Below are 20,623 nucleotides of genomic sequence, written 5' to 3'. Positions count from 1 at the left end.
GGCTCGCCGTAGGAGCCGGTTCACGCACCCGTGCGACAGAAAACCGGTCTGCGGGGATCCGCATACGGACTTCATGATCTGTCCGAGGGCCCCGCGGCTTTCCCCTCACTTTGACGTGACATCGGGCCCCGCGTCCTCGGCACACCCAGAATGGCTGATTTCCGTGATGGGGGTTCCTCTGCCGGCGAACGTCGCGCAGTCGGCCGGCCGCGCGGATCGGCGCAGGTCGCGCGTCGCCGCGCGCGAGGCGCAGGTGCTGCCGCACGCGCGGCCTCCCCGCGGGGATTCCGGCCGGTCGGCGCTCGGCCGGGACCGGTGTGGCGGTCGGCTCGGCGCGGGGTGCGGTCGTGACCGATGTGGTTCATGGGTGGCCGGGCGGTCCCCGGAGGACTGACCGCTTCTCTACGGTCTGGCTCCGGTGCTCCTTGTCTCCTCGGGTTCGGTGTCCGTCGGATCGTTGTACATCGAGGAGAGATCGAGGTAGAGGAAGCCCTCTTCGGTTCCCGCGATGATGAGGCCGTGGCTTGCCGCCAGGGAGTTGACCGGTGTTGCCACTGGCACTGCGATTCCAGTTCTGGTGGTGGGGTTCCAGATCCGCACCGTCCCGTCTCTCCCGCCGCTGGCGAGGCGGGGGCTCCCGTCCGGCGCCGTGAACACCGCCAGCGCCCGAACCTCGTCGGCGTGCCCGGTGAGGGACGCTCCCACCTGGGCACCGGTCACCGGGTCCCAGATCCGCACCGTCCCGTCTCTCCCGCCGCTGGCGAGGCGGAGGCCGCCGTCCGACGCCGTGAACACCGCCACCGACCTCACCCAGCCCGCGTGCCCGTCAGGGGACGCTCCCACCTGGGCACCGCTGACCGGGTTCCAGATCCGCACCGTCCCGTCGCTGTCTCCAGTGGCGAGGCGGAGGCTCCCGTCCGGCGCCGTGAACACCGCCAGCGCCCGAACCTCGCCGGGGTGGATGGTGAGGGGCTCGCCCACCTGAGTACCGGTCACCGGGTCCCAGATCCGCACCGTCCCGTCGTTACTGCCAGTCGCGAGGCGAGGGGTCCCGTCCGGCTCGGCGAATACCTCCACCGCGTTCACCCTGCGGGTGTGGCCGGTGAGCGGCTCACCCACCTGGCTACCGGTGGCGGGAGCCCAGATCCGCACCGTCCTGTCGTCACCGCAAGTGACGGTGGCGAAGCGGGGAAAGCCGTCCGGCGCGGCGAACACCGCCAGAGCCAGCACCTCGTGGGGGTGAGCGGTCGGAGGCTCGCCCAGCCGAATGGGGGGCGGGTCCAAGATCCACGCTGTGCCGTCGCTGCCGTCGGTGGCGGGGCGAGGGGTCCCGACCGGCGCGGCGGGCACCGTCACCGACCGCACCCCGGGGATGTGGGTGGTGACGGGCTCACCCACCTGGGCGCCGGTGGCGGGGTTCCAGATTCGCACCGTCCCGTCGTTACCGCCGGTGGCCAAGCGGGGGGTGCCGTCCGGGGCGGCAAGCACCGCCAGCGCGCTCACCCCGTGAGTGTGGGCGGTCGGGGGCTCACCCATCTGGGTGTCGGAGACCGAGTCCCAGATTCGCACCGTCCCGTCGTTACCGCCGGTGGCCAAGCGGGGAGCGCCGTCCTGAGCGGCGAACACCGCCAGCGCTCGTACCCCGCCGGTGTGGCCGGTGAGGGGCTCTCCCACCTGAGCGCCGGAGGCAAGTTTCCAGACCCGCACCGTCCGATCCATGCTGGCCGAAATGAGGCGGCGGGTGCCACTCGACGCGGTGAACACCAGAGTCGCCATCACCGCCCCGGTGTGGGCGGTCGGAGGCTCACCCACCTGGGTGCCGGTGACCGGGTCCCAGATCCGCACCGCCCCGTCGTGGCTTCCGGTGGCAAGGCGGAGGGCACCGTCCCGCGCCGCGAACACCACTACTGCGCTCACCCAGTCGGTGTGGGTGGTGAGGGGCTCACCCACCTGAGCGCCGGTGACCGGGTCCCAGACCCGCACGGTCCCGTCGCTGTCCCCGGTGGCGAGGCGGGGAGTGCCGTCCGGCGCTGTGAACGCCGCGACCGCGCTCACCCAGCCGGTGTGGCCAGTGAGGGGCTGTCCCACCTGCGTGCCGGTGACCGGGTCCCAGACCCGCACCGCCCCGTCGCTGTCCCCGGTGGCGAGGCGAGGGGTACCGTCCGGCGCCGCGAACACCGCCATCGCCAGCACCCAGCCGGTGTGGGTGGTGAGGGACTCTCCCACCTGCGTGCCGGTGACCGGGTCCCAGACCCGCACGGTCCCGTCGTAGCTGCCGGTGGCGAAACGGGGGGTGCCGTCCGGCGCCGCGAACACCGCCATGGCTTGCACCGAGTCGGTGTGGCCGGTAAGGGCTTCTCCCACCTGGGTACCAGTGACCGGGTCCCAGACCCGCACTGCCCCGTCGCTGTCCCCGGTGGCGAGGCGAGGGGTACCGTCCGGCGCCGCGAACACCGCCATGGCTTGCACCGAGTCGGTGTGGCCGACGAGTTGGAGATGGAGCTGGTGTCGCCGGACCAATCCCGTGAGCAGGTCGGGAAGCCCTGTGCCGGGACCGTGGTGCGGTGGTTCGGCGGGTGGTGGGGTCCCTTGGATGTAGGTGGTGCCGAGTCGGCGCCACCACCGGCGCCAGGCGAGCGCGGTGCCGGTCGGTCGGTCCCGGGTGGTGTCACGCACGTGGTGCTGGAGGAGAGCGGTGCCGGCGACGGCGGGCGGCAGGTCGCGTGCGGGAAGGCCATGGCCGAAGACCGCCGTGGTGATGCTGGTGAGGTCGAGCGCGTCCAGAACTGCGAGGTTCTCACCCAAGGTGTGGAGTGCTCCGGCGGTGCGGCCGAGGCGGGCGTGGGCGGCGAGGTGGTGGCAAATGTAGGGGCTGACGGCGGCAGCCGGTGCCGCGCGTGTGCCGGTGCTGTCGTGGGCGCTCGGTTGCTGGAGGACCGAGGTGGCGTGGTGGATAAGTGCCGTGGTGATGTCGGCGTGCGCATGCCCGGCGTCGGGGGTGGTGGTGAAGTGTTCGGTGAAGGTGCGGTGGGCGAGGCGGTAGACGCTCTGCCCGTGCTCCTGGTCGAGGGCGAGGTAGGGGGCGGCGTCGCGCAGCAGTGCCTGGGTGCTGTCGCGGGTCTTTACCGGCACGAATGCGAGGGCGTCGGCGGTGGTGGCCCAGATGCCGTCCTGGTCGGGCAGGCCGCGGCCCTGGGCGAGGCCGAGGGCCTGGAGGAGAGGCCCGTAGTGGGGGTCGGCGCGGTGGAGGCGTTCCAGGGCGCGGGTGAAGAGCTGGCGGTGGGTGCGGCCGATCAGCGGCGCGGGGTCGGTGATCAGGCGGGGGTCGTGGAGGAGTTCGTGGGCGGCGAGGCGGGCGTAGAGGAACTGCTGCGGCTCGCCGCCGCCCCGGGGGTGGTCGGTGACCAGACGGTGGACGGCGGTGGCGATGTCGGTGTCGTCGGCGTCCAGGGCGCCGCGGTGCTTGGCGGCGGTGAGTTTGGCCCGCAGGTATCCGGCGAGAGCCTCCTGGTCCTGGCCGACCTCGACCAGGACCGGGCCCGGCACCGGGTCGGCGCCGGTGGGTCGGGGCCAAAGGGCGTCGAGCAGGTCGGTGTCGGCGGGTGCGGGCCGGTCGGGGCCTTCGCGGGTGGAGCGGCGGGTGCCGACGACCAGGCGGACGCCCGGCAGCGCGGCGAGCGGGCGCAGGAGGGTGTCGACGATGAGCAGGGGCTGGTCGGCCTCGTCGAGGGCGTCGAACAGCAGCGTCAGGCGGGTCGGCCGGACGCGCAGCTCGGCGACCAGCCGGCTCGCGAGGGCGCCGACCGGCTGGCCCTGGGCGGCGTCGTGGGCGAGGTCGGGCAGGCCGGCGGCGTCGGCGATGAGCTGGACGGTGCGGTTGAGGGTGAGGCCGGCGAGGTGGGCCGTGAGGTCGAACGGGTCGTCGGGGCAGGGGGTTCCGGCCGGGAGCGGGGTGAGGTGGCCGTGGCGCAGGAGGGTGTCGCGCAGGCGGGTGTTGGTGTGGAGGAGGAGGTGACCGAGGAGGGCCGATTTGCCGGCGCCGGCCGGGCCGGTGACGACCAGGGCTCCACGGTGGGCGGTGGTGAGCCACTGCAGGATCTGGTTGCGTTGGAGGGTGCGTCCGTGGAAGTACCAGGCCAGTTCGCCGAATTCGGCGCCGGATGCCTTGGGCACGAAGTGGCGGCGCTCGTCGGTGGGTAGTTGGTCGATGACGGCCTGGACTTCGTCGAGCTGATCGAGGGGCGCGGAGACGGCGGAGGCGATGTCGTCGTCGAGGCGCAGCAGCCGGTCGCGGTGGTCGTCGGCGCTGGTGCCGCTGTAGCCGCCCAGGTCGCGGGCGAGTTCCTGCCCGAACTCGGCGAGCCCGATGGCGGTCCTCCCCCGGAAGGTGACGGTCAGGGCCCGCTTCAGGGCGTGGGTGAAGGCGCCGAGTTCGGCGTAGCCGCGGGCGGCGGTGGACAGCAGCAGGTACCGGCCGGCGGCGCGGTGCCGGTCCAGGAGTGCGAGGTGGACGTTTCGGGCGAACTCCTGGGAGAAGCAGGCGTCGAGGACGACGATCACCCAGTTGTCCGCGCTGTCGGGGTGGAGTTGTCGGCCGCCGATGGCGTGGGCGATTTCTTGGGGCAGGACGCCGTCGTCGATGGGGGCGGGTGTGCGGTGGTGGGCGAGGTGGTCGGAACTGCCGTGGCCGACCCAGTACAGCAGGGAGTTGCCGTGGCTGGCGGCGGGTCGCTTCCAGGTGGCGAGCCGGTCCTCGACCGCCTGCCGGTTCCGCTCGTGACCGGAGACCGTCCACCGCCGCAGCCGGGGGCCGAACGGGGCGAGCAGTTCTGCGATCGCGGTGACGTGCTCCTCGGTGTCGAGGTCGGGATGGTGGCGGTAGGCGGTGAAGTTCACCGGGAACAACTCGACCCCGTCCGCGTCCCCCTGACCGGGTGCGGTCGTGTCCCAGGTGTCGGACCAGCTGTCGGCCGGAGTGTCGGACGGGGAGTCGGACGGGATGTCGGATCCGGTCATGGCCGGGCTACCGGGTTCCGGTGTCGGGCGGGCCGACGAGGACGAGCTGGGTGATCGGCGGATGGGTGCCGGTCTCCAGGGTGACCCGGTACAGGTCCGGCGCGTCAGCGGTGAACCGGGCCGTCAGGGCGTCGTCCGCCCGGTCGGGCTCGCGGGCGAGGGTGAGGGGGTGACCGGGTCGGCCGGTGGTGGCGGAGCGCACGCCCAGGGTGACCCCGGCCGGGGTGGCGAGGCCGGTGACCGCGAGGGTGAGCGGGGCGCCGAGCGTCCCGCCGAGCGGGGGCGTCTCCAGTCCGGGCCGCGGACCGTCCCCGGCCAGGCGCCCGCCGGGCCGACGTTCCAGGGCGATGTTGCGCACCTGGCGCAGGACTTCGTCGTGGCAGGTCAGGGTGCCGTGCTGGCCGTACACGTAGGCGACGGCGTCGGTGCCGGTCCGCGCGGAGGGGGTGTGGACGGTGCCGTCGCCGTAGGTGTTGCGGCGGGCGGGTATGCCGGTGTGCGGGTCGCGCAGGAGTTCGCCGTCGTCGTCGACGTCGAAGGCGTGGTGGCGGCCCACGACGACCGCGAGCCCGGAACGCCGCTGCTCGTCCAGGGTCTGGACGGTGGGCTGGGCGACGCCGACGATCGCCCGGTGCCCGGGCAGCGGGAACGGCCGCTCCCAGTGCCGGGTGTGCTCGGCGAGGGAGCGCGCGGCCAGGTCCCGGTCTCCGCCGAAGCGGGCGACGTCCGCCGGGGTGAGGCGTTCGACGTCCAGGCCCAGGTCCAGGCACCGGTAGCCGGGCAGCAGATCGTGCACGCCCGGAAGCGTCGCAGCCATCGCCTGGACCTGCCGCTGGAGCCAGCCCGGCCGGGCCTCGGCGTGCAGGAGGTTGAGCGTCAGGACCGTGGCGGCCGAGCCCAGGAACGGCGTGCCGACGGTGATCACCGCCCGGGTGTCGGCGGCGAGTTCCGGATCCCGCTCCAGGGCGGCGCGCACCACCAGGCCGCCCATCGAGTGCGCCACGAACAGCAGCCGCGGTTCCCGGTCCCCGGCCGCCCGCCACCCGGGTCGAGCGGCGGCCCGCTCGCGCCACCGTGTCAGGTGCGCGCGGGCCGTCCGGGCCAGCACCGCCCCGTTGTAGGCGACGGCCAGGCGCCAGTCGTACGGGAACGGCAGGACCGCCTCCGGCGCGAGGGTGACCCCGCGCAGGGCCGTGGTCAGCCGGGTGTACGGCTCCAGGCCCGCCAGCACGGGCAGCCACCACGGTTTCGACACGAGTCCGGTCGCCCGGATCCGGGCCAGCGGCGCCCGCCGGACGGTGTCCGCGTCGGCGGCCCGTTCCCGCTCGTCGGCGTGCAGCGCGCCCAGGAGGCCCCGGCCCAGCAGCGGGTCGGTGAGCATCGACAGGTCCGCTCCCCACAGCGCGCGGCCCGTCGCGGCGTCCTGGAGCACACTCCCCATGATGCCCGGCACGACGACGCACGCGTCCCCGGTGCGGTCGTCGAACACCGGCGGCACCCCCGCGTACGGCACCCCGTACCCCGACCCGTCGTCCCCCACAGTCCCCATGCCACCCGACGGTAGGGGAACACCCCGGCCCGGGCGGGGACTTCGCCGAAGACACCGCCCGGTCAGCGGGTCGGCGCGGGGCTCAGGGATTCTCGGGGTACGCCCCGGAAGACCTGTTCGGCGTGCCACTGCCGGTGCCGGCCCGCGACCGGTGGGACCCCCGCCTGCGGGCCGATGACCGGCCGCCCGGCCAACGCGAGCACCTGCTGCCTGCTGGCCTCGCCGCGCCCGACGAAGCGCTGGGAGACGAGGATGCGGCGCCCCTCCCCCAGGCCCAGCACGCCCTTGTCGAAGAGCTTGTGGTGCAGCGAGCACAGGCACAGACCGTTGTCGACCTCGTCCGGACCCTCGTACGACCACCAGCGCACGTGCGCCGCCTCCAGGCCGACCGTGCTCGCCCCCAGCATCCCGTCGTAGCCGCAGAAGGCGCACTGGAACTCGTACGCGGTCAGCACGAGTTCGCGCATCCGCCGGTCCCGCTGCCGTCGCGCCGCACGCCCCGTCCCGCCCGGGCCGCCTCCGGTGACGCCCGCGGCCTCGGCCGGGTCCAGGTCGAGGCCGACGGCCTCGCAGAGGTCGGTGTGCAGTGACGGCGGGAAGTGGAAGTCCAGCAGCACCCGCGCCAGCCGGCCCAGGAGCGCCGGATCCCTCCGCAGGGCCGCCCGCAGCTCGGGCGCGAGCCTCCCGGCCGCACCGCTGGAGCGCAGGACCCGCACACCGCTCCCCGGGCTCCCGAGCCCCTGGTCGGTCCTGACCTCCCAGACGCCGTCACTGACCAGATGGTGGAACGGGTACGCGGGAGTGGTCGCACGGGACGGCCCGTACTCCTCCAGCAGCCGCTTCAGCTCCTCCTCGACGGCGCTGTACCGCAGTTCGCCGTCGGCATCGCGCTGGAAGCTGCCCAGCGCGTACAGCAGCAGCAACGGTTTGTGCGGCGCCCGAACGTCGTTGCTCGTCCACCGTCTCAGCTTCGCCACCCGCTCCAGCCAGTCCATGGCCGCCCAGCCTATTCCGGGCCCCGGACACCACCCGGGCCCCGGTCCCCGGCCGGGCACCGTCCCGGTGTCGCCTTCGGACACCGACCGGTCCGGTCCTCGTCACCTGTGCCTGCTCGCCGGCCGACGCCGTGGTCCGACCGGCACGGGGACCGGCCGGGCTTCGCCGCGACCGACCGGCCGGAAGCTCCGCTCAGGCCGAGCGGCTCTGGGTCAGCCGCAGGGCCATGACCGGCTGGGTGGTCGGCCGATCGGATCCCCCCGCCGGTTCCACGGTCACGCCGACGGCGCGCGCGCCGTCGAGCGGCGCGCTCAGGACGAGGGCGCCGTCGCCGTCGGGCAGCAGGCCCGCCGGCGTGAGGGTGCCGTTGTGGTCGAGCCAGAGTTCGTAGACGCGGTCCGGGCCGGGGTCGGGGAGCCCAGCGGCCAGGAAGCCGGCCTGGTTGCGGCTGGCGGACCAGACCACGGTGCCCGTGCCGGCGGTGCCCGGTTCGGTCGCGGCCGCGGTGGACGTGCTCACCCGGGCGTCGGGGGCGGTCAGCAGTTCCCCGAAGGCCACCTGTTGGGAGCGCAGTTGCTCGGCCGCGGCGCGCTCCTGCCGTGCCTCTTCGTGCTGCTGCACGGCGAGGGCTCCCAGGGCGGTCGCGGCGGTGAGGGAAGCGGCCAGGGCGACATGCTGCCACCGGTGCCGCCCACGGGCCGTCCGCGGCGGGGCCACGGGTGCGGGGGGTGCCGGCACGGCCGGCCGGGGCGACGGCGCGGGCCGGGGCGACGGTGCGAGCTGGGGTTCGTGGCCCAGCCGCAGCAGGATCCGGGCCCGCAGGTCCGCCGGGGGCGGGACGGCCTGCGCGGTGGCGATCCGGGCCAGGGCCCCGGCGAAGCCGGCGACCTCCGCCTCGCAGACGTCGCAGCCGGAGAGGTGGGCCTCGAAGGCCGCGCGTTCGTCGTCGTCGACGGCATCGAGCGCGTACGCGCCGGTGAGGAGGTGGAGGCTGTCGTCGGCGGAGGTGCTCATGGCTGGGCTCCCAGGCAGTCGCGCAGGCGGATCAGGGCGTCGCGCAGGCGGGTCTTGACGGTGCCCAGCGGGGTGTGGAGCCGTTCGGCCACCTCCCGGTACTTCAGGCCCGCGTAGAACGCCAGCAGGACCGACTCACGCTGCAGGTCCGTGAGACGGCGCAGGCAGTGGCGCACCTGCTGGTGGTCCAGGTGCGCCTCGGCGCGTTCGGCGACGTCGTCGAACGGAATGTCCTGCGCGCCGACGGCGGCCTTCCGGTCACGGTCGGCGGCCGCGCGGCAGCGCCGCACCCGGTCCACGGCCCGGCGGTGGGCGATGGTCATCACCCAGGGCATCACGTCGCCGCGGTCCGGGTCGTAACGGGCCGCCGCGCGCCACACCTCCAGCATCACGTCCTGCATCACCTCTTCCGACTGGGCCTCGTCCCGCAGGACTCGGCGGACCAGTCCGAAGACGGGGCCCGAGACCGCGTCGTACAGTTCGGCGAACGCCTGGTGATCACCCCGGGTGACCTGCGCCATGACCGTCTTCAGGTCGGTGGGGGGCTCGGGGCGGCCGTGGAGGAGAACGACGGAGTTCACCGCTCCCGCCTACGGCCCCGGTCGCGTCCGCGACCGGGTGGGCGGCGGTTCCTCGGACGGTTGCCGACGGGACGGGGCGCGGCACGCATGGCGGCCTCCCGGGTGCTGTTCGGATCGTAGGGACTCTCGTCCATCACTCGCACCGTATTCGCAGCCGGCGCCCGGGCGGATTGCCCGGCCCGGGTCCGGCCCGCGCGGCCACCCGTCCGGAGAGGTCCGCCGAGCGCCGGGGCCCACGAACGGCTCGTCCAATCCACACCCTCGGCCACGGCGAATCAGGGGCAGGAAGTCCCCGGGAGACCGGCCGCTCCGGACAGAGCTCCGGCAAGCACACGGGCACCGCGAACTGCGAACCGCGAACCGCGAACCGCGAACCGCGAACCGCGTCCAGGACGCGCGACCCGCGACCCGCGACCCGCGAAGGCCGGGATTCCGACCGCTCACCTCGTCACCCACGTCCCAGAAAGGAGGTGTACCCCCATGCGCGCAACGCGTACCCGGCGCTCGCTGGCCGTCGCCATGGCCGGCGCCATGCTGGCCGGCGGCGCCGCCCTCACCACCGCCACCTCGGCCTCCGCGGCCCCCACCGCGGCCGTCACCTCGACCGTCCAGACGCACCAGCACGGCCATGGCGCGTGCACCTGGCACCCCGGCTGGTGGGAGAACAAGCTCGTCCCCGGGCAGTGGTCCAAGGACTGGCACCCCGGCTGGTGGCAGTACCAGTGGCATGCCGGCTGGTGGGACGGTCACCACCAGTGGCACCACGGCCACTCGCAGAAGGTCTGGCACGACGCCGGCTGGAAGAACGTCTGGCAGCCCGCCCACTGGGAGAAGGTCTGGCACAACGGCTACTGGACCTGCCAGCACTGAAACGCCATCGCCGACCGGGCCCTCCCGTCCCGGTCCTCGCGACCGCGCGGCCCCCGCCCCGGGGGCCGCGCCGCACGCATCACCGCCTCCGCCCGCCCGGCCCGACGGACGGGCCCCGAAGGACCCGCCGACCATGAACACCGCGATCGAGTCCCCGTCCATCACCCGGAAGAACCCCGGCCGGAAGAACCCCCGTCCGCCGACGGACAGCACCTGTCTGTCGTTCCCCAACGACGCGGCCTGCGTGGCCGCGATCCGCTCGGCCACCTCGGCCTTCCTACGGCGTACCCACCCGCACCACCGCACCTTGCTCGCGGACGCCCTCCTCGTCGTCACGGAACTCGCGACCAACGTCGTCCAACACACCGACGGACCGGGGCGGCTCACCCTCACCGCCCACCGTCACGGTCTGGACATCGACGTCAGCGACACCAGCCGGGCCCTGCCCTCCCCCGCGCCGCTGACCCCCGAGGACCTCCACGGCAGAGGGCTCGCCCTGGTGGCAGCGCTCACCGACAGCCTCACCCTGACCCTCGACCCGGGCAGCGGCAAGACCGTCCACGCCCACCTGCCCGATCCCTCGACAACACCGTCCGCGCCCGACCCGGACGCGGGCCCGCGCGCCCACCGGACCTGGTGAGGGGGCGGCGAGACCGACCCACGATCGGGAACAACCGCGCACGGCGGAGGCCGGGGTGACGCCGTGCCAGGAGACCGCCGCCGTTCCAGGACCGGAGTCGTGTCCGGCGAGCGTCGAAGGAGGTACGGTCGACGCCGGAGCGCCTCACGGACCGCGCCCCGCGGACCGCAGCCGAACGGCGAGTCGGCCCACGGCCGGTCCATCCTCACCGAGGGGCCCGGCCCGCACCTCCTGAGCATCGGAACGAAGGGTTCTCGTATGGATGGCAGGCCCCCACTGTGCGTCGTCATCACCGGACCTTCCGCTGCCGGGAAGTCGACGTTGGCGACCGCCGTCCAGGAGCACGCCCGTGAGCCCCTCCTGCGGTTCGGAGTGGACGAGTTCTACCGGATGGTGCCCGGACAGTGGGCCGGTGGCGTTGCGGACGCCAGATTCGCCGAACGCGGTTTCACCTACCAGGACGTCCCGTCGATGCCCGGGGCCCGCCGGATCGACAACGGCGTCGACGCCATCGCCATGCTCCACGCGATGAACGCGGGGATCGTCGGAATCCTCGGCGCGGGCGTCGGTGTGATCGTCGACGGTCAGGCGTTCGAGCCCGTCGTGAACGCGGACCTCGAAACCCGGCTCCTGGACCTGCGCGCACGGGGGCTGGCCCGGGTCGCCGTCATCGAGCTGTCGGTCAGCGACGAGCCGCTCGCCGACCGGCAGCGTCGTCACGCCCACCCGGTCGGCCTCGCACTCCATCAGAACACCCTTCCCAAGCAGGCCGCCGAACCCGATCTCGTCGTCGAGACGAGCGGTATGTCGGCCGCCGAGGTGGCCGCGTTCGTGTGCCGCTGGCTGGACCAGGAGTATCCGGAGGCGTGATCGCGGGCCGACGGTCACCTGCCCGGACCACCAGGAGGGGTCCCGACCGGGCCCGTCCGGTCCGCCCCGTCGGCGCCGGTCGGCCCGGCCGCCTCCCGGAAGGCGACGACCGCCTCGCCGTTCTCCCGCGCCCATGCGGTGAGCATCCTGATCGGCTCCTCCAGGGTCCGACCGAGCTCGGTCAGGGCGTACTCCACCCGGGGCGGCGCTTCGGCGTACGCGTGCCGCTCGACGAGCCCACTGGCCTGGAGCCGGCGCAGCGTCTGGGTCAGGACCTTGCGCGAGATGCCGCCGCTCAGCTCGACCAACTCGCCGTGGCGCAGCGGGCCGTCGGTGAGCGCGAAAAGCGTGACCATGGACCACTTGCTGGCGATGAGCTCCATGGCCAGCAGGGCGGGGCAGTCGGCGAGGAAGGCGATTCCGGGTCGCAGGCTCATGCCGCGAAGGTTACCTGGAGGTTCCTGTCGGCCGCCTATCGTCGTCGAGGTGCGCACACACCCTTACTCGCATCTCGCATGATTGAGGTCCAGCCGTGTTCGTCTGCCTTCTCGTCGCCACCGTGATCATGTCGGCGCTGCTCCTGATATCGGCGGGGGCCAAGTCCCTGCGGACGCGCCACATCACCGAGCAGATGTCCACCCTCGGAGTGCCGCAGAGCATGATGGCGTTCCTGATCGGCGCTCAGATCGCGGGCGCGGCCGGGACGATCGCCGGCCTCCGGTGGGGGAGCGTCGGGATCGCGGCCGCGATCGGCCTGACGCTCTACTTCGCCGGAGCGGTCACCTTCCACCTGCGCGTCGGCGACCGCGGGGGCGCGTCTCCGGCGGCGCTGCTCGCCCTGGCCTCCCTCGCCCTGATCGTGCTGCGCGCGGTCACCCTCTGATCCGCTCCGCCGTGACGACGTGTGCCGGCGCCACGGCGCCCGGCCACGCGCACGCGGCGCGCCTCACAGGTCGCCGTATTCGTTCTTGATGACGAAGAACGAGCCGCGGATGGTCCCGGCGAGCTTGGACTTCTGACGGGCGAACTTGAATCGCTCGGCGAGTTCCGCCGGGACCTCCATTCCGTCCGAGAGCTTGAATCCGACGGCCCGCTTCTTGGCGTCCTCGACGGTGTACATCACATTGACCGACAAGCCGCTCTCGTAGAAGACATACGCCATCCTGATGCCGTCGACTTCGAAGGCGGTGGCTTCGAGGGGCCGGGACTCGATCACGATCTCGCGTTCCTCCCGGAGGATCCGGTGCACCCAGTCGACGGCTCCGGCGGCCTCGGCCGCGGGCTCGACGGTGAAGGTGTGGTCGTACTTGTTCTTGAAGTACCGGGCCTCGTTCGCCCGCAGCCCGGCGAGCGCGTCCGCGACGGGGGACGACTCCAGGCCGACGGTCGAGACCGTCTCGAAGTCCACGGTGTGGGTCATGGCGGGTTCCTCCGCAGGAGCGTGGGCGGGGGCGGGCGAGGGCCTTCCGGGCGGTGATCCTATGCCGCCGCCCCGGTGGTGGCGGGACGTTCGGGCCCGGGCGGACGCGTGTTTCCACCCCTCGGCGGCACGCCGCCACCCCTCGGCGTCCATGCCGCCGCCTCCCGGCGCCCGACCCCAGCCGGTCCGGTGAGAACGCGTCGATCTCCCGGGGTGCGACCGACCGGGGGCACCTGGCGCGGGTGGGGTGGGAGTGGCGCGCGGTGATCCCGCCACCGGAGAACGACGGGAGAACCGTCGGAAGAGGTTCCGCCGCGGTTGCCCCCCGTTCATCGGTGGTTCCCGCGCGCGTCGATACCGTCCCGCTGCGCACACCGCGACGGCGCCGCCACGGGGCTTTTCTCCGGTCGGAACTGTGGCCGCATCACGGCCATCCTGTTTGACGACGAAACATTCCGGCTCCTACCGTCCGCCCAGGTTCTTCTTCATCAGTCAGCGGCTCGGGGGGCGGCTCGACGTCTCCCGGGCGACCCTTCCGGGAGTTCTGATGCATACCGTCCGAAGACTTTCCTCCTTGATCGGTGCGGCTCTCGCGATACCCCTGCTCGCCACCGGCCTCGCCACCGCGGCACCGTCGCCGGCCTCGGCCTCGGCGAGCGACGCCCCCGCACTCGTGGAGAACTACGTCCACCCGGGTGCCGCTAGCATCCTCGCGGACCGGCACATCACCGTCAGGTCGGGTGACGGGCACATCCAGCTCGTCGACTGCGCGGCCGGTTCGAACCTGTTACGCCTGTTCAGCCGTGCCGCGACGCCCAGTGAGACGTGCTTCAGGATCACCGGGGCGACCGGGAGCCTCCAACTGGAGATCCCCAAGGTCTACTCCATCAAGGGCGACGCCGACCACTCGGTCACCGCCACCTTCACCAGCGAGGGCAACCCCGTGTACGTCGCGGTGCCCAAGAACGCCTGGACCCAGGTCGGCGAGGGCAATCCCGGTGGCAGCAGCACCACCCTGCTGGAGCTCAACGCCTGGGGCGGCCCGGCGGTCCCCGACGAGTGGCCGCCCGCGGCCGTCGCCAAAGTCACGATCGGCCAGCCGGGGTTCGGCGCGCGGTCGTGCACCGGCACTTTCGTCGACCAGTCCTGGGTCCTGACCGCCGCGAGCTGCTTCACCGGCCTGACCGCGCCGATGGGCCGGACCCGCGTCGTCACGCCCAAGCAGAACGTCGCCGTGGACCAGCTCGTCCCCCATGGCGAGCGCGACCTCATGATGCTGCGGCTGGCCACCCCGATCCCGAGCACCATCACCCTCCAGGTGGGCACGGCCACGCCGAGGACCGGCGGGCTCGCGACCTACGTCGGCCTCGGCCGGTCCGCCACCGGCTGGATGCCGTCGAAGGCGCACGAGAGCGCGCACACGGTCGCCGCCGTCGGCGCCACCACCGTCGACACCGTGCTCGCGGGGAGCGGCGCCGCCGCCCCGATCTGCCTGGGCGACGCGGGTGCCCCGCTGATCCGCGACAACGAGGACTCGTACGAACTCTTCGCCATCGCCAGCAGCTCCTGGCAGGCCGGCTGCGTCGGCGTACCCCCGAGCGAGACCCGCGCCGGTGTGACCGCCACCCGCGTCGACGACGTGGCCGGCTGGGTGCAGCAGGTCCGGGCGACCACACCCGGCCGCAAGCTCCAGACCCTGGTCACCAGCGGCACCGGCCTGTTCCACGCCACCCGCCTGGTCGACGGCGCGTGGACACCGTACGAGGACGTCCAGGCCCAGGCCGGCGACATCGGCGGGATCCGGACCATGGGCACCGCCGACGTCCGCGGCAGCACCCACGTCGTCGCCCTCGGCGGGGACGGCCGCCTGCACCACGCCGTACGCTCCCCCGACGGCAGCTGGAGCGCCTTCAGCGACGTCAACCGCGATGCCGGGAACATCACCGGCGTCACCCGGGTAGCCGTCGCCGCCGTCGGGGACGACATCCGGGTCGTCGTCCTCGCCGGGGGTCTGCTGTACGAGAGCCTCCGCTACACCTCCGGCGGCGGGTGGTGGGCCGGCTTCTCCGCCGTCCTCCCCCCGGCCGGAGCCGCCGCCGACGTCACCGCCCTCGCCGTCGCCGGGGACGGGGCCACCACGCACCTCGCCGTCAGCGCCGGCGGCCACGTCCAGTGGACCAGCCTCGACCAGAACGGCGAAGCGGGACCGTGGAGTTCGGTCGAGGCCCAGGCGACTGCCCCCGGCCGCGTCACCTCCCTCGCTCTGGCCTCCCAGACGGACGGCCTGAACCTCGCCGTCGTCACCGACACCGGCGCGCAGTTCCACACCCTCCGCTCCCCCGGCGGCACCTGGCAGCTCTTCCGGCCCCTGAGCGCCGTGTTCCCCGGGATCCGCGCGACCTCGATCAGCCTCGGCACCCCGGTGCCCGCCGAGGCGTTCCTCACCGTCACCACCACCGACAACCGCGTCCTGCTCACCCGCCGCTACACCGGCTCCACCGCGTGGGACACCGCCACCCCCCTGAACCTGACCGGGGTACCCGGCGGCGACCACAGCGGGACCGCCGTCACCGGCGGCCACTGACCCCGGTCCCGCGTCCGGTCCCGCGTCCGGTTCCCCTGCCGACTCCCCGACGGGGAACCGGACGTCCCCGCCCCGCCGTACCCGTGCCCGCTTTCGGCGGGCACGGGCCGGAACTCCGTTGCCCGAGCACAGAACAGGACGGCGAACGCGATGAGAGTGCCATCGGTCCCCCGACGCCGGAGATCACGCGCCGCGGCCGGCCTCGTGCTCGGCGGTCTGCTGGCCGGACTGCTCACGGTCCCGGCCACAACGGCACACGCCGCACCCGCGACCGGGCCGGACCCGGACCGGGTGCGGACGGTCGCCGCCCGGCAGTCGGGCGGTCCGGCGGTCCGGCAGGCGGCGGAGAGCGCGCTGACCGGCGCCCCGGACGATCCGAGGGTGTTCCTGGCCACCGGTCAGGCCGCCGCGGCCGAACAGGACCTGCGGACGAGGATCGAGGAACTCGTCGCGACGGCCGGCCCGGGGGTGCGCGAGGCGGGCACGGCCGCGCTGAACGGCACCGCGGCCGACCTGCAGAAGTTCCTCACCGCCGGTGCCCAGAAGGCTTTCGACGACGACCAGCGGGTGGAGCTGGTGAACGTCATGGCGGACGGCGGCCCCGCCGTCCGGGAAGCCGCGGGCAAGGCGCTCGACGGCACGGTCGACGACGTCAACGCCTTCCTCGCCGAAGGCCGGTCCAAGGCGCAGGACGACGACGACCGCATTCGCCTCGTGCAGTTGATGGCCACCGGCGGCCCCGAGGTGCGCAGGGCCGCCGGCCTCGCACTGGACGGAGGGACGGAGGACGTCCAGTGGTTCCTCCAGTACGGCTACGAGACGGCCGCCGCCCACGACCAGGAGACCCTGACGGTCGCCCAGCTCGCCGACCTCACCAGGAACGCCTCCACCCAGGCGGGCCGGCAGTCCCGGACCGCCAGGGAAGCGGCCGGACGTGCCCTCGACGCCACCGCCCTCGCCAAGGCCGCCGCCGAACGGGCCGCGGCCGAGACGAAGCAGGCGCAGGGCCAGGCCGGGGCCGCCTCCAACGCGGCGGCACGCGCCGCCGACGCCGCCGGCCGGGCCGCCGACGCGGCCAGGACCGCCTCCACGGCCGCCAGGGCCGCCAATGAGGCCGCCCGCCAGGCCGCCGGTGCGGCGGCCGCCTCCGCCTCGGCGGCGACGAAGGCCGGCGACGCAGCCGCCCGGGCCCGCGCCGCGGCCGCCGAGGCCGCGGGCGACGCTGGCAAGGCCGCCCTCGCCCGTGCCGCGGCGGTCACCGCCCGCGACGCGGCCGTCAACGCCCGTACCGCCGCCGAGGCGAGCCAGTGGGCCGGACTGGCGGCCTCCCAGGCCGGAGCGGCCGCCCAGGCCGCGGCTTCGGCGGGCACCAACGCCACCGTCGCCGCCGACGCCGCCGCCGAGGCGGCCAGCTACGCCGGCGTGTCGGACACCGCGGCCTACCGGGCGCGCCAGGCCGCGGCCCGGGCCAGGAGCGCCGCCGCCGAGTCCAGGCGCGCCGCCGAGGCCGCCGTCAGGATCGCCCGGGAGGCCGCCTCGGCCGCCGGCGACGCCCAGCGCGCCGCCAACGCCGCCGCCGCGCACGCCGAAGCGGCGGCCGCGGCGGCCGAGGAGGCGGCGGCGCACGCGGGCGACGCGTCCAGGTGGGCGACCACCAGCCAGGCCGCCGCCACCGCGGCCGGGGCCGCCGCCGACACCGCGGCGAACGCCGCCGCGCAGGCCCACAAGGTCACGGACATCGCCCGGGCCGCCGACCAGGAGCGCCTCGACGCCCAGCAGGCCGTCGAGAGCGCCGCCGCCGAGGAGGCCGCCCGCGCGGCCGACCTCAAGGCCAGGACCGCCGCCTGGGAGGCCGGCCGGGTCACCCGGCTCGCCGCCGACACCGAACAGCTCGTCAAGGACGCCACGGCGCCCGGCGTCGACCCCGAGGTCGCCGTGCTCAAGGGCCGCCGGGCGGCCCTGCGCCTGCTCGACGCGGGCGGCCCGTGGGTCAGGGCCGCCGCCCAGGGCGCCCTGGAGGGCGACGCCGGCGCCGTCCGCGAGTTCCTCGCCTCCGGTCTGCCCCTCGCCCGCGACCGCGACGACCGCACCAGCGTCATGGCCATCGCCCGGAGCCCCGGCAAGCCGGAGAAGCGCCTCGCGGCCGAGACTGCCGCCGTCGGCACACCGGAGGCGGTACGCGCGTTCCTCGCCACCGGCCAGTACCCCGGCAAGGACGACGACGACCGGGTGCTGCTGGCGCAGATCATGGCCGTGGGCGGCCCGGGGGTGAAGGAGGCCGCCGGGAAGGCCCTGGACGGCACCGTCGCCGACGTCCGGGCGTTCCTGGAGACGGGTCAGTACCGGGCCCGGGAGGACGACAACCGGGTCCTGGTCACCCAGACCCTGGCCACCGGCGGACCCGAGGTCAGAGCGGCCGCCCAGGCCGTGCTGTCCGGCCCGGCCGACCGGCTCGAACCGTTCCTGCAGAGCGGCCGGTTGGAGGCACAGGAACGCGACGCGACGACCGCGACCCACGTGGCCACCGTCCAGTCGTACCTCTCCGCCATCGACGGCCAAGTGGCCGAGGCCCGCCGGTACGCGCTGGAGGCCGCCCGGTCCTACGCCACCGCACGCGGCGCCGCCGGCGAGGCCGCGACCTACGCCGCCCAGGCCCGCGTCAGCGCCGCCCAGGCCGCCGACTGGGCCGCGAAGGCCGCGCAGTCGGCCCGGGCCGCCCGGACCTCGGCGGCCCAGGCCGCCGCCTCCGCCCAGCAGGCCCGGGCCTCCGCCGCCTCGGCCGGCGAGGCGGCCGGCCGCGCGGGCGCGTCGGCGGCCGTGGCCACCGACAACGCCGCCCAGGCCCACCGGTACGCGGCGGACGCCAAGACCGCCGCCGATCAGGCGCACGCCTCGGCCGTCGCCGCGCAGAAGAGCAAGGAGGAGGCGCAGACCGCGGCCGACGACGCCAAGGTGGCCGTCTGGCGGAAGCAGGAGGACGAGGCGGTCGCCGCCGAGGTCGCGGCCGCGACGGCCGGGAACGAGGGCAGCGACGGAACCGGCTCCGACGGCGACGGCCAGGCGTACTACGTCGAGCGGATGCCCCGGGACGACCTGAAGCCGGACAAGGTCAAACAGGACATGTCCAAGTGCGTCACCGACGACCCGGCGAAGGCGTACGGCGCGCTCAAGGCCCTCTTCGGCGCGAACCACACCTGGTACAAGAACGACGCCGGAGAGACGGTCTGCAAGGTCAAGGTCACCGCGAAGGTCTCCGGCACGGTCGACAACCTCCTGCGGACCTGCCCCGACGTCGGCCTCACCGTCGAAGCCTGCAAGGGCCGGTACCAGGCATGGGACACCATGGTGCTCGGCACCGAGCAGCTGAACGGCGTCCCGTACGAGTCCACGGTGGAGATGACCTACCGGGACTACAAGCTGAAGTACGACCCGCAGGTGCTCGCGGGCCGCCTGCTCTGGCACCTGCTCACCGGCGACTTCGTCAAGTGCTTCAACAACCCCGGCTTCAACAAAGCCTGCGGCTTCGCGCTGGCGACCGTGATGCCCATCGGCACCCTGACCAGGGCCGCCAAGGGCACCATCGCGTACCGGTACGCCATCATCGTCGGCATCGGCGTCGACGAGGCCAAGCTCGCCCTCCAGGCGACCCTCAACGGCTACAGCCGGGCGGCGGTCGACGCCCTCGACGCGCTGGCCGACAGCATCGCCGGGTTCCGCGCCACCCTGGTGGGCGGCGTAGGCACCGAAGAGGCGCTGTTCGCCATCCGGGCGAACGCCGCCGTCGACCGTGTCGTGGTCCGGCAGCTGGAGGCCGAGGCCCAGGTGTCGGCGGACGTCCGGACCATGTGCAACACCAACAGCTTCCCGGCCGGCACGTCCGTCGTGATGGCCGACGGCAGCCGTCGCCCGATCGAGAACCTCAGGATCGGCGACCGGCTGCTGGGCGCCGACCCCACCACCGGGGTCACCGGTCCGCAGACCGTCACGGACACCTTCGACCACGACACCACCCGCCTGGTCGACCTGGAAATCCAACAGGTCGGACGGATCACCAGTACGGCCGGTCACCTCCTCTACGTCGACGGCGCCGGTTGGCGCGAGGTCTCCACCCTCCGCATCGGCGACGTCCTCGTCGGCCGGGACGGCACTCGGCACCCCGTCACCGGCCTCGACGACCGCGCCGGGATCGTGCCCGAGAAGGTCTACGACCTCACGGTCGACGGGCCGCACACCTTCTACGTCCGAGGACGCCAGGACAGCGGCCCCGAGGTCCTCGCCCACAACTGCTACAACCTCCTGAAGGACGAGTTGCAGTTCAGAGACGCACACACCATCGAGCACCACGTCGCCTACGGCGTCGAGGGCCCGAACGGACCTCTGGGCATCACCGTCAGGGACGCGGAGCTCAAGGCGATCGCCGACGGCAGCAACGGTGTCTTCTCGGACCTCGCCGTCGCCGAAGCGGCCCTGCGACAGGCCATCCAGACGAAGAGCAGTTGGCTGGCACGACTCGCGCAGCGCACCGGAATGCGCGACAGGTTCCGGATCACGCTCAAGGACCTTGAGGTCGAAGGGAAGAAGGTCACCTCGCTCGGCAAGGTCTACACCGTGCGGGCCGACGGAACAACGGTGGATGCCGTCGAGGCCGGCCTGAGAGTCGAGGTGCGCGTGGTCACGGACCACAGCCATCCCGGACGACCGAACTGGTACGTCTCATCGATCTTCCCGGTGTGACCGGATCGGCAACGCGAGGAGGCCGCCGGCCGGCGGCACGGCGTGGGACGGTGCTTCCGGTCAGGGGGTGTCGGCGGTGTCGGCCGTCGCGAGGGAGCGGGGGCGGAGGTCGGTCCAGTGGGACTCGACGTACTCCAGGGCGGCGTCGCGGGTGGTCTCGGTCAGGGCGGTGGTCCAGCCGCCGGGGACCTCGGCGAAGGACGGCCAGAGGGAGTGCTGGCCCTCGTGGTTCACCAGGACCAGGAACCGGCCGTCGGTGTCGTCGAAGGGGTTGGTGCTCATGTCCGGGTCCTCCATGTGGGCAACGGGAGTGGGGTGTTGACCTCTGGTCAGCACAGTGGGTCGGCCG

General features: G+C 73.8%; 14 protein-coding genes. 6 read left to right on the top strand and 8 right to left on the bottom strand.

What is annotated here, in order from left to right:
* Positions 1 to 402 precede the first annotated feature (402 nt).
* From ACIQ9P_RS21360 to sigK, 5 genes are all read right to left on the bottom strand, one after another.
* On the bottom strand, positions 403 to 5,016 hold the full coding sequence (locus tag ACIQ9P_RS21360) for a hypothetical protein (RefSeq protein WP_402358167.1): 4,614 nt from the start codon (positions 5,014 to 5,016) through the stop codon (positions 403 to 405).
* Positions 5,017 to 5,023: 7 nt separating this feature from the next.
* Entirely contained in the window at positions 5,024 to 6,565 is a 1,542-nt protein-coding gene (locus ACIQ9P_RS21355) for a hypothetical protein (RefSeq protein WP_402358164.1), read from the bottom strand.
* A gap of 62 nt (positions 6,566 to 6,627) precedes the next feature.
* Positions 6,628 to 7,560: a phosphorothioated DNA-binding restriction endonuclease gene (locus ACIQ9P_RS21350; protein ID WP_402358161.1), complete on the bottom strand. Its 933-nt coding sequence runs from the start codon at positions 7,558 to 7,560 to the stop codon at positions 6,628 to 6,630.
* Positions 7,561 to 7,753: 193 nt separating this feature from the next.
* Positions 7,754 to 8,575, bottom strand: a complete 822-nt coding sequence (locus ACIQ9P_RS21345; protein WP_402358158.1) for an anti-sigma factor domain-containing protein — start codon at positions 8,573 to 8,575, stop codon at positions 7,754 to 7,756.
* Positions 8,572 to 9,156 carry an ECF RNA polymerase sigma factor SigK gene (gene sigK, locus ACIQ9P_RS21340; RefSeq protein WP_402358155.1) on the bottom strand — a complete coding sequence of 195 codons (585 nt, stop codon included), beginning with the start codon at positions 9,154 to 9,156 and terminating at the stop codon, positions 8,572 to 8,574. The genes ACIQ9P_RS21345 and sigK overlap by 4 nt, the downstream gene beginning before the upstream one ends.
* 480 nt (positions 9,157 to 9,636) lie before the next feature.
* Between sigK and ACIQ9P_RS21335 the strand changes: the two genes are divergently transcribed.
* From ACIQ9P_RS21335 to ACIQ9P_RS21325, 3 genes are all read left to right on the top strand, one after another.
* On the top strand, positions 9,637 to 10,026 hold the full coding sequence (locus ACIQ9P_RS21335; RefSeq protein WP_402358152.1) for a hypothetical protein: 390 nt from the start codon (positions 9,637 to 9,639) through the stop codon (positions 10,024 to 10,026).
* A 133-nt stretch (positions 10,027 to 10,159) separates the two neighbouring features.
* Positions 10,160 to 10,666, top strand: coding sequence for an ATP-binding protein (locus ACIQ9P_RS21330; protein WP_402358149.1), 507 nt, complete (start codon positions 10,160 to 10,162; stop codon positions 10,664 to 10,666).
* Between the two features lie 258 nt (positions 10,667 to 10,924).
* Entirely contained in the window at positions 10,925 to 11,536 is a 612-nt protein-coding gene (locus ACIQ9P_RS21325; protein WP_402358146.1) for a chloramphenicol phosphotransferase, read from the top strand.
* Positions 11,537 to 11,550: 14 nt separating this feature from the next.
* Here ACIQ9P_RS21325 and ACIQ9P_RS21320 read toward each other — a convergent pair whose 3' ends face one another.
* Positions 11,551 to 11,973 (bottom strand): winged helix-turn-helix transcriptional regulator, encoded by a 423-nt coding sequence (locus ACIQ9P_RS21320; protein ID WP_402358143.1) that lies wholly within the window; start codon positions 11,971 to 11,973, stop codon positions 11,551 to 11,553.
* Between the two features lie 95 nt (positions 11,974 to 12,068).
* Between ACIQ9P_RS21320 and ACIQ9P_RS21315 the strand changes: the two genes are divergently transcribed.
* The gene (locus ACIQ9P_RS21315; RefSeq protein WP_402358140.1) at positions 12,069 to 12,419 is read left to right on the top strand and encodes a DoxX family protein; all 351 of its coding nucleotides are present in this window, start codon (positions 12,069 to 12,071) and stop codon (positions 12,417 to 12,419) included.
* Between the two features lie 63 nt (positions 12,420 to 12,482).
* On the opposite strand, the gene ACIQ9P_RS21310 is transcribed toward ACIQ9P_RS21315, so the two are convergent.
* Positions 12,483 to 12,956 (bottom strand): phage tail protein, encoded by a 474-nt coding sequence (locus tag ACIQ9P_RS21310; protein ID WP_402358137.1) that lies wholly within the window; start codon positions 12,954 to 12,956, stop codon positions 12,483 to 12,485.
* Positions 12,957 to 13,530: 574 nt separating this feature from the next.
* On the opposite strand from ACIQ9P_RS21310, the gene ACIQ9P_RS21305 reads away from it, so the two are divergent.
* Both ACIQ9P_RS21305 and ACIQ9P_RS21300 read left to right on the top strand, forming a co-directional pair.
* Positions 13,531 to 15,540: a trypsin-like serine protease gene (locus ACIQ9P_RS21305; RefSeq protein ID WP_402358134.1), complete on the top strand. Its 2,010-nt coding sequence runs from the start codon at positions 13,531 to 13,533 to the stop codon at positions 15,538 to 15,540.
* A 150-nt stretch (positions 15,541 to 15,690) separates the two neighbouring features.
* Positions 15,691 to 20,274, top strand: a complete 4,584-nt coding sequence (locus ACIQ9P_RS21300) for a polymorphic toxin-type HINT domain-containing protein (protein WP_402358131.1) — start codon at positions 15,691 to 15,693, stop codon at positions 20,272 to 20,274.
* 60 nt (positions 20,275 to 20,334) lie between these two features.
* Here the strand turns inward: ACIQ9P_RS21300 and ACIQ9P_RS21295 are convergent, their stop codons facing one another.
* On the bottom strand, positions 20,335 to 20,556 hold the full coding sequence (locus ACIQ9P_RS21295) for an MbtH family protein (protein ID WP_402358128.1): 222 nt from the start codon (positions 20,554 to 20,556) through the stop codon (positions 20,335 to 20,337).
* Positions 20,557 to 20,623 lie beyond the last annotated feature (67 nt).

Origin of the sequence: Kitasatospora sp. NPDC094019 (assembly GCF_044764505.1) — a bacterium.
GTDB lineage: Bacteria > Actinomycetota > Actinomycetes > Streptomycetales > Streptomycetaceae > Kitasatospora.
This window is presented reverse-complemented; position numbering and strand designations above follow the sequence as displayed.